The organism is Pseudomonas sp. GW821-FHT05D12 (assembly GCF_059419825.1).
In genome coordinates, this window is sequence record NZ_JBWKSN010000005.1 from 200911 (window position 1) to 214731 (window position 13821).

The following is a 13821-nucleotide window of genomic DNA, read 5'->3' on the forward strand; positions in this document are numbered from 1 at the left end:
AGTTAAAGCGGATCAGCGTTTACTTGCAGCTTGTAGCTTGAAACTTGCCGCTATGAGGAGATCCGAATATGACTAAGAAAATCTTCGTAACCGACACCATCCTGCGCGACGCCCACCAATCGTTGCTGGCGACCCGCATGCGCACCGACGACATGCTGCCGATCTGCGACAAGCTCGACAAAGTCGGCTACTGGTCGCTGGAAGTCTGGGGCGGCGCGACCTTCGACGCCTGCGTACGCTTTTTGAAAGAAGACCCATGGGAGCGCCTGCGCAAGCTGCGCGCCGCGTTGCCTAACACGCGCCTGCAAATGCTCCTGCGCGGCCAGAACCTGCTGGGCTACCGCCACTACAGCGACGACGTGGTCAAAGCCTTCGTCGCCAAGGCCGCCGTGAACGGCATCGACGTGTTCCGCATCTTCGACGCCATGAACGATGTGCGTAACCTGCGCGTGGCCATCGAAGCGGTGAAAGCTGCCGGCAAACATGCCCAGGGCACCATCGCCTACACCACCAGCCCGGTGCACACCATCGAAGCGTTTGTGGCCCAGGCCAAGCAAATGGAATCCATGGGCTGCGACTCGGTGGCAATCAAGGACATGGCCGGCTTGCTGACCCCGTACGCCACCGGCGAACTGGTCAAGGCGCTGAAGGCCGAGCAGAGCCTGCCCGTGTTCATCCACTCGCATGACACCGCCGGCCTGGCCGCGATGTGCCAACTCAAGGCCATCGAAAACGGTGCCGACCATATCGACACCGCGATTTCCAGCTTCGCCTGGGGCACCAGCCACCCGGGGACCGAGTCGATGGTTGCCGCGCTCAAAGGCAGCGAATTCGACACCGGCCTGAGCCTGGAGCTGCTGCAGGAAATCGGCCTGTACTTCTACGCCGTGCGCAAGAAGTACCACCAGTTCGAAAGCGAATTCACCGCCGTCGACACCCGCGTGCAAGTCAACCAGGTGCCGGGCGGGATGATCTCCAACCTCGCCAACCAGCTGAAAGAGCAGGGCGCACTCAACCGCATGGGCGAAGTGCTGGCCGAAATCCCGCGGGTGCGTGAAGACCTTGGCTTCCCGCCGCTGGTCACGCCGACCTCGCAGATCGTCGGCACCCAGGCGTTCTTCAACGTGCTGGCCGGGGAGCGCTACAAGACCATCACCAACGAAGTGAAGCTCTACCTGCAAGGCGGCTATGGCAAGGCGCCGGGTACCGTGAACGAGAAACTGCGCCGTCAGGCCATCGGCAGCGAAGAGGTGATCGACGTGCGTCCGGCCGATTTGCTCAAGCCGGAAATGACCAAGCTGCGCGGCGAGATCGGTGCGTTGGCCAAGTCTGAAGAAGACGTGCTGACCTACGCGATGTTTCCGGACATCGGGCGCAAGTTCCTTGAAGAGCGTGACGCCGGCACCCTGGCCCCTGAAGTGCTGCTGCCGATCCCTGAAGCCGGCGGTGTGGCGCGTGCTGGCGGCGAAGGCGTGCCGACCGAGTTCGTCATCGATGTGCACGGCGAAAGCTACCGCGTGGACATCACCGGCGTCGGCGTGAAGGCCGAAGGCAAGCGCCATTTCTACCTGTCCATCGACGGCATGCCGGAAGAAGTGGTGTTCGAACCGCTCAACGAATTTGTCAGCAGCGGCGGCAGCAAGCGCAAGCATGCCACTGAGCCGGGCCACGTCAGCACGGCAATGCCGGGCAACATCGTCGACGTGCTGGTCAAGGAAGGTGATGTGGTCAAGGCTGGCCAGGCCGTGCTGATCACCGAGGCCATGAAGATGGAAACCGAAGTGCAGGCGTCGATTGCCGGCAAGGTCACCGCTGTGCATGTGGCCAAGGGCGACCGGGTCAACCCGGGCGAGATCCTGATTGAGATCGAAGGCTGATACAGCCTTCGACATAACCGTTTAATCCTCGGGGGAGCAGGTGCTCCCCTTTTTTTTGCCTGTCGATCGGGCTTCCCGGTGACTTAGAACGCCATCGCCCATTGGCCCATCAACCCCTGGTTGCGACTGTGGCTGCCAAACTCGGCGCTGTAGGCCAGGCCTACGCTGTGCTCGTCCGACAGCGCCAGCTCCACGCCGGTGCGCAGCGCCAGGCTGTCACGGTCCAGGGACGTGCCGCCGACGGTGAACGCGCTATTGAAGTCCTCACGTTTTTCCCAGGCGAAGGACTGACGTACGCGGCTGCTGGTGTCGCCATAAAGATGCTTCCAGCTTGTGCTCAGGTGCGGCTTGAGGATCATCTGGTTGCCCAGCGTCACGTCATGGGTCACGCGCAGGCCGAAGGTGCTGCTGAGGTTCTGCTGGGTCTGCGTACCCACATTCAAGGCGCTGTAGCCGCCTTTTTCCTGGAAGCGTTCGCGGTGATAACGCTGGAAACCCACGCCGGCAAAGGGCTCGGCGCGCCAGTCAGCGGTCTGCAGCTGATAGCCCAGCTCGGCAAATGCGTTTTGGCTCCGCGCCTTGTACTTGCCCGAGAGGTGATCGCGGTGATTGATGAAGTCGAAGTCGACCGTGCGTTTGTTTTGCCCGGTATGGCTGCTGTACAGCGCGCCGAGGCGCAGTGCGAGTGGCCCGTCCAGGCGGACGGCGTAGGCGCCGAGGTGCCAGCTGTCCACTTCGCCCTTGAAGCGCCTGGCGCTCAGGTCGCTGCCGGATTTGCCGCCCACCACACCCACCCGCCATGCATCGTCGATTGCGCCGTCAGCCCCCAGTAACAGGCCTTGGCTGCTCTGTTTCAAGCCGGCACTGCCGTGTTGCGCATCAAGGCTGCCGCCATTGCCCAGGCCTTGCAGCCATACGCGACCGGTGTCGCCGGTGTCTTTATCCAGCTGGCGTATGGCTGCCAACAGGTTGGCGTTCAAGGCTTTCTGGCTGTTCTGGGTGGCAGTGCCGAGGTTGGCGTTCTGGCTTCCCGCCAGTTGCTCGAGCACTGCACCTATTCGGCTCGGCTCCAGGGTGCTCAGGTACAGGCCGTAACGTTCGAGCCGGCTTTTTTCCCACTCGTTGAACTCATCCGACGCCAGCAATCCATCCACGGCGGCGTCCAGCACCCGAGCGACGCTCAGGGCGTTTCGGCTGGTCGCCCGGTCGGCAAAGTAGAAGTCTTCAGGCGCCGGCAGCGCCGGCGCGGAATGACCCTTGTTGCCGGGCTGTTCGAACCATTCACTGTCTGGCTCCATATCGCCCCTGGCCTGTGCGTATTGAGCGCCGAGGGCACCCAGCGCCAGGGTGATGGCGAGCGCGAGTTGTTTGTGTATGCGCGGCATGTAATCCCACCTCTTGATGTATGAGGCGGGGAATTTAGCGAGGCTGCGGGGGGATAAATGTCAGGCCGGGCGACCCTTGCTTGCGGGAGATGTCGCTAGTCTGCAGCGATAATTGCGGCTATCGCTAATGCATTGGGCCGACGCGTATTGCGCCGCCGGCCCAGCGGTTGAATCACGTCTCAGAGCGCCTGCTGGCGACACTCCGCAAGGCTCTTCAACTGCCCAGAGCCCGACTGGTTGGCCTCTGACAACCAGGCCTCGAAACCCGCGCCAATCGCGGGCCATTCCGAATCCAGGATCGAGTACCACCCGGTATCGCGGTTTCGCCCCTTTACCACCATGTGCTGGCGGAACACCCCTTCAAAACTGAACCCCAGCCGCTCGGCCGCGTATTTGGAGCGGGCGTTGCCGTTGTTGCACTTCCATTCCAGGCGGCGATAGTCCTGTTCGAACGCATGCTTGGCGAGCAGGTACACCGCTTCGGTGCTTTTCGGCGAGCGTTGCATCGGTGCGCCGAAGGTCACGTGGCCGATTTCGATGCGGCCCTGGGCCGGGACGATGGACATCAGGCTGAGGATGCCTTGCACCTGGCCGCTCGCCCGGTCGATCACGCTGAAGAAATACGGATCGCTGTGTTGCGCATGGTTGTTGAGCCAGTCATTGAAGGCACCGCGCTCGGGGAACGGGCCATAAGGCAGGTAATCCCACAGTTTCGGGTCGGCGCCGGGGCCTTGCAGGGCTTGGAACAGGTCGTCGCCATGGCGTGCCGGGTCGAGTTTTTCCAGGCGGATAAAGCGCCCTTCGAGCAGTTGGACCGTAGGCGCCGGGACGCCTTTCCAGTCGGCGAGTGAGATAGGCATGCTGCGCTCCTTAAAGACCTTTGCGAAATTGAATGAAACCCGGACGTTCGGCGATGCGCTCGTACAGTTGGATCGCCGTGGCGTTGGTCTCGTGGGTCAGCCAGTGCACCTTGGCGCAGCCATCAGCCTTGGCGGTGGCATAGACGAACTCGATCAGTTTGCGGCCAACGCCGGTGCCGCGCTGGTCCGGGTCCACCAACAGGTCCTGCAGGTAGCACGAGTTCTCGATGCTCCAGTTGGAACGGTGGTAGATGAAGTTGACCATGCCCACGGCCTTGCCATCCTGCCAGGCCAGCGCGGAATGGGTCGGCTCCTGGGCATCGAGCAGGCGTTGCCAGGTGCTCTGGGTCACGGCGTCCGGCAGCTCGGTGTTGTAGAACTTCAGGTACGCCTGCCACAGCGGCAGCCAGGCGGCGTGGTCGGCGGCAGTGACCGGGCGGATGTCGATCTGGCTCATTCTGGAACTCCTTGGGGAATAAAGCGGGCGAGGGTCTGGTCGCGCACATCGGCGCTGGCGGCCAGCCCTTTACGAACACCGTCGATGTCGGCCTGGCTGCGGTTCTGGCTGAGCTTGCGCTTGCCGATCAGGCGCTCGATCGGCAGGGCGAAGCCGACGATGGCCTTGAGCATGCCGTCGATGTAATCGGCCGGGGCGTCGCTGACCTTCCACGGCTGGGCACGGTTGCCTTCATGGCGATCGGTCAGGGCGCTGACCAGCGCAAGCAGGCGCTCGGCGTCGGTAAACACTTCAGCCTTGCCGTAGGCATGCACCGCCAGGTAGTTCCAGGTCGGGACCACCTTGCCGTGCTCGGCCTTGGCCGGGTAGAACGCCGGGCTGATGTAGGCCTCGGCGCCGGCAAAGATCACCAGGACCTCGCTGCCGTTTTGCAGGTCGCGCCATTGCGGATTGGCCTTGGCCAGGTGCCCGTAGAGGGTGCCATTGGGGCCTTCATCGGGGTTGAGCAGCAGCGGCAGGTGGCTGGCTTGCAGGCCTTGCTCGCTAACGGTCACCAACTGCGCCAGGCGCGTGTGCTGAATCAGTTGCTGCAATTCGGGCAAGTCTTCGAGGGCAAAGGCGCGAGGTGTGTACATGAATATTTTCCTTGGCGAATGCCTGCATCGTAGGCAGGCTAATGGTCTGTTGTAAGAGCCATCTCAGGCCAATTTCATAGGTCCAATATGCCGCCCCTTTCGCCGCCTCTGTCATTCAACCCTGCCGGCATCGAGCTGGACCGGCGCCAAGGCCTGACGCGCCAGCTGTATGAGGCCCTGCGCCAGCGGGTGCTGGACGGACGCCTGGCCAGCGGCACGCGCTTACCCGCCAGTCGTGACTTGGCGGCGGCCCTGGCGATTTCGCGCAACAGCGTGGTGCGTGCCTACGATCAACTGTACGCCGAAGGGTTTATCGAAGGCCGAGTCGGTGATGGCACCTATGTGGCCCAACTGCCCCAGCCGAAAAAACTATCCACAAAAGTGTCCACAGGGTTACCCACAGGCTTATCCCCAGCCTTATCCACAAAATGGACGGATTTGCCCGAAGATCTCGATAACGAAGTTATCCACAGACCGGGCCTGGCCCGGGTGAAAAACAACCATCTTTCACAGCCACCTGCGGGCCCGCCCAGGGCGTTTCGCGTGGGTGTGCCGGCCTTTGATCTGTTTCCGTTTGAGGTATGGGCCAAGCTGAACGGGGCATTCTGGCGCAAGCCGGACCTGGAGCAGTTGTGCTACGGCGACCCGGCGGGCGATGCTCGCCTGCGTGGCCTGATTGCCGCTTACCTGCGCAGCTCGCGGGGCATGCAGTGCGCGGCTGAGCAAATAGTGATCACCTGTGGCGCGCAGCAGGCAATCAGCCTTTGTGCACAGTTGCTGGTGGAGCCGGGCGACGGCGTTGCGGTGGAAAACCCGGGTTACCGCGCTGCCGGCCATGCATTCGCCCTGGCCGGTGCGAACCTGCAGGGCGTGCCGGTGGACCACGAAGGCATCGACTGCCACACCCTCAACAGCCTGAAAGATTGCCGCCTGGCCTATGTCACGCCGTCCCACCAATACCCGTTGGGCGTGGTCATGAGCCTGGCGCGGCGCCTGGAACTGCTGGCCTGGGCCGAGCGCACCGGCGGCTGGATCATCGAGGACGACTATGACGGCGAGTACCGCTACAGCGGCGCACCGCTGGCGCCCCTGGCCGCGCTGGACCGCAGTGGTCGCGTGCTCTACGTCGGCACCTTCGGCAAAGTCGCGTTCCCGGCCCTGCGCCTGGGGTATCTGGTATTGCCGCCGGGGCTGGTGGATGCGTTCTCGCGGCGCCGTGCGGTGGACATGCGCCACTCGGAAGTCAGCACCCAGGCGGTGATGGCCGAGTTCATGGCGGCCGGGCACTTCCAGCGCCATATTCGCCGCATGCGGCGGGCGGCGTTGAGTCGCCGCAATGCGGTGCTGGCCGGTTGGCCGGGCGGCTTGCCGGGCGTCGGCGAACTGCCCAGTGTGGCGGCGGGGCTGCACATGACGGTACGCGTGGACAGCCTGGCCCGCGAGCAGCAATTGGTTGAGCAGGCCCAGGGCGTGGGGGTCGAGGTGAATGGGCTGAGCAGTTATTGGCTGGCGCACTCCACCACGCCGGCGGACCAGCGCGCCGGCCTGGTGCTGGGCTTTGCCGCCGTGCCCGAAGCGGCCATCGCCGAGGCCCTGGCTAAGCTGCGCAGGGCCTGGCAGGGCGGTTGAGCTCAGCTCTGGAAGAACAGTGAACGAGCCAGCTGCGGGCTGATTTCGCTGCGATAAATCGCAATCTGATCGCCGTCGCTCAGGCCGGTGCGATGGATCGCGCCGCCGAGTCGCTGCTGTTCGCGGGTCTTGAGGTGGCCGGCGGTGAAATGGTCGAGCTCGGCGTGCGGCGAATCGTAATGAAAGTGCGCATACCACAGCACTTCCTGGGTGTTGTGATCGCTGATCGCGTACTCATCCAGGTAGTCCTTGCCGGGGCCCTTGAGGCGCCGACGGGTGATCACCTTGGCAATGTTCACCGCCCCCTGGCTGTGCAGCCACTGCACCCGCGCGGCAGTCGGCAGTTGCTGTTTGGTCATGCTGATGCGGGTACTGGTGCCCAGCGCATAGAGCCGTTGCGTGGCCTCGTTGAGTTGGCGGTTGAGGGTGGCGGCAGACGGGCGATCGCTCTCCGTGAGGTTGCGTTGGGTCAGCGCCTCTTCGATGTTGCTCGCTGCCAGCTCCATGCGGGCGGCGTGCTGGTGCAGCATCTCTTCGATTTCCACCGGGATTCGCCCGGCTTTCCTCGACTGCACCAGGAGGCGCTGGGTCGCGGAGGGCTCTTCATCCAGCAGGTTCTGCGCGTTGCTCATGCTGATATTGAGGTCCACCGCCACCGGTCGTTGTGGCCTTGGGGTCGGCGTCGTGCGCTCGACCCACACCCCTGGGCTTTTTTCGTGGAAGGTCGCAATGACCTTGCCCGTGACCGGCGCCTTTACGTCCAGGAGCCCCTCGTCAGAGGGGCGTGGCTCGCCTACTACCACCGCGTTGAAGCGGGTCTTGATGACCTTCTTCTTCGGCGCCTGCTGCGTTTTTGACGGGCCGGCCTTGGTCTCCCGCGGCTTGCGTTCTTTCAACAGTCGGGCCAGTTCATGCACGGCTTGCCTGTTGAAATCGTCGATGCGCTGGCGAAGGCTCTCCAGCGGTTCCCTCTGCACGTAGTCAGGGTGTTCGGCGTGCAGGTCCAGCAGGCGTTGGTCGACCAGGGAAAATTGTTCGACCAGGCTGTTGAGCACCTCGATCCGCTCGCCCGGATCGCTGACACTGGCGTCGGGCATGGCCTCGATCCATGTTTGTATGTTGAGGTCGGCGATGTTCACGATTTCATTGAGCTGGGTGTGGGCATCGACGAAGGCTTCACCGCTGCCTTCCCTGATGCACAGGTAGCGATTCAAAGTGATTTGCAGGGCCTTGAGGTCGTGAAGCTTGAAGTCAGGCAAGGCATGGAGGGTGTTCTGGATGACTTTCATGCCGTCGATGCCCAGTTCCTGCAGGTGCAGGTAACGGGTTTGCGCGTATTCGAGGCGGCTGATCATGTCCAGATTCAGCTGCGACATTTTCTCGGCAAGTGCGGTCTGTCTCTCGGTTTGCATCGGCGCGAGGGCTTCCATCTCATCGAGCGTCGACAACAGTTCTGTCCGGAACGTCGGCAGGGTTTCAGAGACGGCGAAGCGCGTGAGCAGCAGTTGCTGGTTCAAGTAGTCGATCATGTCGCCCTGGTAGTTGGGCACCGTATCGATGACGTTCAGTGCCCGAAGCTGGCGGATGGGCACGTCATACTCGGCCAGGCGCGTGTCCAGTTTTTCGATGAATGCCCGGCGTTGTTGGTTGGTGGAGGGGCCGGGTTGCGGGTCTATTGCCGCGTGTGCCATGGCAACCTCGGCTTGCCCGCGCTTCTGGCCTGCATTGAAGGTGGTGAGCTGGCCCCTGAGCTCGGCGATCCGCGATGGTTTTTTGGCCTGGGCGGCCTTGCGCCGATTCCTGAACCCGGCGCCACGCAGGCGTAGTCGCGTGTCGACAAACCATTGGCCGGCCAGGTTACTGACCAGCAACGGGCCGACGTGGGAGGGGCGCTGCGGATCGACAATCATGACGTTGTCGTTCTCATCCAGCATGACCTCGAACCAGCGCTCCTTGACCGGTGCGTACCATTTATCACCCAGGGCAGAGAGGTTCAGGTGGGGACCGGGTACTTGGCTTGGCTCCCTAAGCCCTGCGGGTTTATCGACTTTGAAGCGATCCAGTGTTGCCGCAAGGCTCGCGGGTAAGCGATTGAGTGCGCCACTGTTGTGCAGCGGCCCCAGATGGCGTGCCGGCAGTTCGGCATCGGGCAAGTTGGGTTGCTGCGTCACCGCGATCTTGCGCGGCAGCGGCGTGGGGTGATGGGCGCTCGCTGGCGGTTCAAGTCTCGGCGGCTGTGCCTTGAGCGGGCGGGGCTGCGGCGGATGGCGCAGGGCAACATGCAGCACCAGGGCCATGCCCAGGTTGAGCAACAGGTCGACCTGCGCCGTCCAGGAGGTCTTGCCGTCAGGCCCAGGCTCGGCTTGGGTGGCTTCCTGCAGGTCGTCCATGATTTGCCAGATCCAGGCGGCAATCCCGACCGTGCGCCCCAGAAATGGCAACGCCGCGCTGAAAATCAGCCAGCCGGCCTGCCGGTAGGTGGCCCAGCGTTTCTTCACGTTGGATACCGATTGCCGGTTGGCCAGTTCAACCATCGCATTGGCGTTGTCCTTGAACAGGGTCGCCAGGTGATCGTTGCCCAGCACCTCATCACTCAAGGCAATGGGGCCGCTCATTTGCACCACTACCTGCGGTTCCACCAACCCGCGCACTACGGTCCATGGCGAGGGCAGGGCGGCAGGGAAGACGTATTGCTCGTAATTGAAGCGGCTGTCGTTGGGGAACCAGGCCAGCACCGAGTCGCGCAAGCTGCGGTGATGCTTGATGGCATACAACAGGTTTTCGCGTGATGGGAACTGCACCAGCACCGGGTCCAACAGGGGGCGATACAGCAGGCAGGGGCCTTGGGTGTGATCGCGGGGGCCGATCACGAACATATTCGCCACCGCATCCGGTTCCCGGCCGGGCCGCAGGGTGGGGATAAATGCCAGGCGACGGATGACAATCTCTTGCCCCTCGACCTGTCGGTCGTGCGCTTGCGCCTGCACGGCGGCGGCGACATAACGGTAACCGCGATCATCGATGCCATGCTCGCCCTGGATTTTCCACTGCAGGGCCAGCAGCGGCAGTTGCGCCCGCAGGTGCGAGGTGTAGAGGGTTTGCCGGCTACGGGATTGCTCCGGGTCATCGAGCAGGGTTGTCTTGATCAGCGTGGGGTAGTGTTCGCCGATGTCGAGGGTTTCGATCACGCCCTTGAGGTAGTCGTACGTCAGCCACGCGGGACCTGTGCCGCCGTTGTAGTGCACGCTGGGCGTGCCGGTGGGCAGGCCGGTAAGGTTTTCCAGGGCCAGGTCGATCAGGCTGCGCCGGGTGATGTCGCTGGCGCCGGGCAGCACAAACGTGCCCCAGACCACAGGGCTCTCGATGCTGATCTCGACCTTGTCCAGGCTCAGGCTCGCGCCATTCCTCTGCCGATTGATCTGTTTTTGCAGTTGCTCGCGTGCGTAATCGCGGATCGGAGGAATGCCGTCCTGGAACGTTCGGCCGAGGTTGTGGGTATGCAGCTCGGCCAGTTCGATCACGTACCGGCTGTAGATCGACACGTCGAGGTCCGAGGCGTTGGCGAGCCAGTCGGGGAGCTGTTCATGAATCTGACGGATGCTCGACAGCGAGTGCTCGCTCAGGTCCTCGATCACCGGCAGGATCCGCGCGACAGCCTGGCCGGTGGTGACTGCCACGGGAGCGACCTCGAAGCCGGCCGGGCCAATCGAACCGATCGCCTGCAGTTGCAGGGCGATCAGGTTGCACGCCAGGCTGTCGAAGAAATCTGCGCTGGGTTCGTACAGCCGCCATTGCACGCCGACATCCAGTTGATATTGGACCAGGCTGGCGGGCAGCGACTCACCGAGCTTTTCCAGCGACTCGAACTTCTCATAACCGTTGAGCAGCGAGTAGGCCAGAATCCGCTCGCTCTGCTCGTGTTTGCCGATCAACACCGCCATGTCCGACAGGCCGATATGCGTGGATTGGTTGTGGTGATGGCCATCCATATCGATCAGGTAGGCGTGGGTCTGGAACGTATCGAAGGCCTTGCGCTTGGCCTGCTCCGGAAAGTGGAACAGCAACCTGGCCATGGCGCAGTCGTGCTCGTCCCAGCCCTCCTGCGTGGTGACGTTCCACACGTTGCGCAAGGAATGTGAGAGCAGCTGCCAGCGCGGGCCAGACATACCGTTGGAGGTATTCCAGTAGTCGAGTTGCTGCTCCTGGTAGGCGGTGAAAATCAGGGCTGCCAGCTCATTGATCAACCGCGCGATGGCATCGATCTTCACCGGCAGGTGTTCGGCGCGCGGTGCCTGTGGCTGCGCCGTGAGGAAATGCTCGCCGTCGATATAAATCACCGGCTCCGGCGACAGGGCCTGGTTGGCCAGGACCGAGGTCAGCGACTCCATGGCGGGGGGCGTTGACTGAATGAGGTCGTCGGCGATGCGCCAGTGTGGCGTGACGACGGTGGCCAGGTCCGGGTCGATATTCAGTGTCGGGTATTGCTCCTTGAGGGCGGCGCGCAACAGGTTGGCGGCGACTTCGCGGATGGACGGGCCGGTACTCAGTTGCGTCAGCAGATCGTAGGTGCTGGGCGGGCGGTTACTGGTGGGGATCGAGTCGGTGGGCATTTGCAGCTCCTTGGCCGGTATCAGGCGTGAAGAGCTGCAAGGTAGAGTCTGGCAAGGCGGGCGAGACGGTAGATAAGTAGTAACGGCCGGGGCCTGCACGCCCCGGCCGTGGCCGATCAGGTCCCGGACTTGATCTTGGTCCATGCGCGGGTCCTGGCGCGTTCGGCGTCGCGGCCCAGGGGTTTCAAGGTGTAGAGCGTGGCCATTGCCGCTTCGGTGGGGTACAGGTTGGGGTTGTTGCGGATCGCCGGGTCAACCTGTTCAGTCGCGTCCTTGTTGGGATTGGGGTAGCCGACGAAGTCACTGATCGGCGCGATCACGCCGGGTTGCAGCAGGTAATTGATGAAGGTGTAGGCGTCCTGCGGGTTCTTCGCGCCTTTGGGGATGGCAAGCATGTCGAACCAGATCGGCGCGCCTTCCTTGGGCAGGCGCATGTCCACTGTCACGCCGTTCTTGGCTTCCTTGGCGCGGTTGGCGGCCTGGGAAAAGCTGCCGGAATAACCGACGGCGACGCAGATGTCTCCATTGGCAATGTCGGCCATGTACTTGGAGGAGTGGAAATAGGTGATGTACGGGCGGATCTTCATCAGCAGCGCTTCGGCTTTTTCATAATCCTTGGGGTTGCTGCTGTTGGGGTCCAGGCCCAGGTGCTGCAGGGCCAGTGGCAGGATCTCCGACGGCGAGTCCAGCAGGGCGACGCCGCACTGCTTGAGTTTGCTGATGTTTTCTTCCTTGAAGATCAGGTCCCAGCTGTCCACCGGCGCGTTGTCGCCCAGCGCCGCCTTGACCTTGGCCGGGTTGAAGCCGATCAGGATGGTGCCGTACATGTAGGGCACGGCGAATTTATTGCCGGGATCGTTGGCCTCGATCAGATTCATCAGCTTGGGATCAAGGTGGTTCCAGTTCGGCAGTTGGCTGCGGTCCAGGAGCTGGAACACGCCGGCCTCGATCTGCTTGGCCAGGAACACATTGGAAGGCACCACCACGTCATAGCCGGAGTTGCCAGTGAGCAACTTGGCCTCCAGGGCTTCGTTGGTGTCGAAGATGTCGTAGACCAGTTTGATCGCCGGGTTCTGCGCCTTGAAGTCATCCAGGGCCTTGGGCGTGATGTAGTCGAACCAGTTGTAGACGCGCAGGGTTTTTTCTTCGGCGTGGGCGGCAGTGCTGAGCACCGCCGCGCACAGTACAAGCGACTTGAGCATGTTCATTCGGCTGACCCCTCAAAACCTTCGAGAACGTTGACGGCATTGATGCCGATTTCTTCCACGGCGTAGCCGCCTTCCATCACGAACAGCGTGGGCGTGCCGAGCTGCGCGATGCGTTTGCCCATGGCCAGGTAGTCCGGGCTGTCGAGCTTGAACTGCGAGATGGGATCGTCCTTGAACGTGTCCACGCCCAGGGAGACCACAATGATGTCGGCGCCGTAGCGCTCGATTTCCCCGCAGGCCTGCTCCAGGGCCGCGCTCCAGGTGTCCCAGCCGGAACCGGCTGGCAACGGGTAATTGAAGTTGAAGCCTTCCCCGGCGCCCTCGCCCAGCTCATCGGCGTAGCCGAGGAAGAACGGAAACTCCGCTTCCGGATGCCCGTGGATCGAGGTGAACAGCACATCGCTGCGTGCATAGAAAATCGACTGGGTGCCGTTGCCGTGGTGGTAATCCACGTCGAGGATCGCGACTTTCTTATGGCCCTGGTCGAGAAAGGCCTGGGCGGCGATGGCGGCGTTGTTGAGGTAGCAATAGCCGCCCATCAAGTCGCTGGCGGCGTGGTGTCCCGGTGGCCGGCACAGGGCGAAGGCGCTGCGGGCGCCGTGTTGGATCGCCTGTTGCGCGGTGAGCGCGACCTGCGCCGCGCTGTAGGCCGCTTGCCAGGTGCCGGCGGTAATTGGCGCGCCGCCGTCGAAGCTGTAATAACCGAGCTGGCCGTGCAGGCTGGTGGGTAACACGCGGCGCAAGGTGCGTGCGGGCCAGGTGTAGGGCAACAGGTCGCCGTCCTGGTTGAATTCTGTCCAGCGTGCCCAGGCGCCTTTGAAAAAGTCGAGGTAGTCGTGGCTGTGAACGCGTTGCAGCGGCGCCAGGCCAAAGTCCTGCGGCGCTTGCACGGGGCCCAGTTCGCGGTCCTTGACCCGCTGCAGCACGTGGTCGGCGCGCGAGGGCATTTCGAAGCAGGGCATCAGCTGCCCGTCCATCAGTTCGCAACGGCCATGGTGCAGGTGGTGATCGTCCGAGTAGATCGTCAGCATATTGTTGTTCTCCGCAGGCGGTATCGGTGCATGCAGTCTTGCGGGCGACGGCGATTATGAGAACGGCAGGAGCGGCCAAAAGGGGATAAATGTGGCCAGATTGTCTGTCCGAAATTCGCCCCTCAATGG

9 protein-coding genes are annotated in these 13821 nt (G+C 62.8%); 2 read left to right on the forward strand and 7 right to left on the reverse strand.

Annotation, left to right across the window (positions count from 1 at the left end; all coding sequences use genetic code 11):
• The first annotated feature begins 68 nt into the window (after positions 1 to 68).
• The gene (oadA, locus tag AC07SI_RS11245) at positions 69 to 1877 is read left to right on the forward strand and encodes a sodium-extruding oxaloacetate decarboxylase subunit alpha (RefSeq protein WP_065902592.1); all 1809 of its coding nucleotides are present in this window, start codon (positions 69 to 71) and stop codon (positions 1875 to 1877) included.
• An 83-nt stretch (positions 1878 to 1960) separates the two neighbouring features.
• Here oadA and AC07SI_RS11250 read toward each other — a convergent pair whose 3' ends face one another.
• The 4 genes from AC07SI_RS11250 to AC07SI_RS11265 form a co-directional block, all read right to left on the reverse strand.
• Positions 1961 to 3262 carry an autotransporter outer membrane beta-barrel domain-containing protein gene (locus tag AC07SI_RS11250; RefSeq protein ID WP_495005740.1) on the reverse strand — a complete coding sequence of 434 codons (1302 nt, stop codon included), beginning with the start codon at positions 3260 to 3262 and terminating at the stop codon, positions 1961 to 1963.
• A 179-nt stretch (positions 3263 to 3441) separates the two neighbouring features.
• The gene (locus AC07SI_RS11255; RefSeq protein WP_495005741.1) at positions 3442 to 4122 is read right to left on the reverse strand and encodes a GNAT family N-acetyltransferase; all 681 of its coding nucleotides are present in this window, start codon (positions 4120 to 4122) and stop codon (positions 3442 to 3444) included.
• 10 nt (positions 4123 to 4132) lie between these two features.
• Positions 4133 to 4579, reverse strand: a complete 447-nt coding sequence (locus AC07SI_RS11260; RefSeq protein WP_495005742.1) for a GNAT family N-acetyltransferase — start codon at positions 4577 to 4579, stop codon at positions 4133 to 4135.
• Entirely contained in the window at positions 4576 to 5214 is a 639-nt protein-coding gene (locus tag AC07SI_RS11265; protein WP_495005743.1) for an FMN-binding negative transcriptional regulator, read from the reverse strand. The genes AC07SI_RS11260 and AC07SI_RS11265 overlap by 4 nt, the downstream gene beginning before the upstream one ends.
• An 87-nt stretch (positions 5215 to 5301) precedes the next feature.
• Between AC07SI_RS11265 and pdxR the strand changes: the two genes are divergently transcribed.
• Positions 5302 to 6843, forward strand: coding sequence for a MocR-like pyridoxine biosynthesis transcription factor PdxR (gene pdxR, locus AC07SI_RS11270; protein WP_201146177.1), 1542 nt, complete (start codon positions 5302 to 5304; stop codon positions 6841 to 6843).
• Positions 6844 to 6845: 2 nt separating this feature from the next.
• Here the strand turns inward: pdxR and AC07SI_RS11275 are convergent, their stop codons facing one another.
• The 3 genes from AC07SI_RS11275 to AC07SI_RS11285 are packed head-to-tail and all read right to left on the reverse strand — an operon-like array spanning position 6846 to position 13692.
• Positions 6846 to 11597 (reverse strand): dermonecrotic toxin domain-containing protein, encoded by a 4752-nt coding sequence (locus AC07SI_RS11275; protein WP_495005744.1) that lies wholly within the window; start codon positions 11595 to 11597, stop codon positions 6846 to 6848.
• On the reverse strand, positions 11570 to 12661 hold the full coding sequence (locus AC07SI_RS11280; protein WP_495005745.1) for a polyamine ABC transporter substrate-binding protein: 1092 nt from the start codon (positions 12659 to 12661) through the stop codon (positions 11570 to 11572). Before AC07SI_RS11280 ends, AC07SI_RS11275 begins: the two co-directional genes overlap by 28 nt.
• Complete coding sequence (locus tag AC07SI_RS11285) at positions 12658 to 13692, reverse strand: histone deacetylase family protein (RefSeq protein WP_065902575.1); 1035 nt, start codon at positions 13690 to 13692, stop codon at positions 12658 to 12660. The genes AC07SI_RS11280 and AC07SI_RS11285 overlap by 4 nt, the downstream gene beginning before the upstream one ends.
• Between the last annotated feature and the right edge of the window lie 129 nt (positions 13693 to 13821).

Coding starts and splice junctions, on each gene's coding strand:
- AC07SI_RS11255 (WP_495005741.1), bottom strand. CDS start 4,122: ATGCCTATCTCACTCGCCGACTGGAAAGGCGTCCCGGCGCCTACGGTC.
- oadA (WP_065902592.1), top strand. CDS start 69: ATGACTAAGAAAATCTTCGTAACCGACACCATCCTGCGCGACGCCCAC.
- AC07SI_RS11265 (WP_495005743.1), bottom strand. CDS start 5,214: ATGTACACACCTCGCGCCTTTGCCCTCGAAGACTTGCCCGAATTGCAG.
- AC07SI_RS11285 (WP_065902575.1), bottom strand. CDS start 13,692: ATGCTGACGATCTACTCGGACGATCACCACCTGCACCATGGCCGTTGC.
- pdxR (WP_201146177.1), top strand. CDS start 5,302: ATGCCGCCCCTTTCGCCGCCTCTGTCATTCAACCCTGCCGGCATCGAG.
- AC07SI_RS11250 (WP_495005740.1), bottom strand. CDS start 3,262: ATGCCGCGCATACACAAACAACTCGCGCTCGCCATCACCCTGGCGCTG.
- AC07SI_RS11280 (WP_495005745.1), bottom strand. CDS start 12,661: ATGAACATGCTCAAGTCGCTTGTACTGTGCGCGGCGGTGCTCAGCACT.
- AC07SI_RS11260 (WP_495005742.1), bottom strand. CDS start 4,579: ATGAGCCAGATCGACATCCGCCCGGTCACTGCCGCCGACCACGCCGCC.
- AC07SI_RS11275 (WP_495005744.1), bottom strand. CDS start 11,597: ATGGACCAAGATCAAGTCCGGGACCTGATCGGCCACGGCCGGGGCGTG.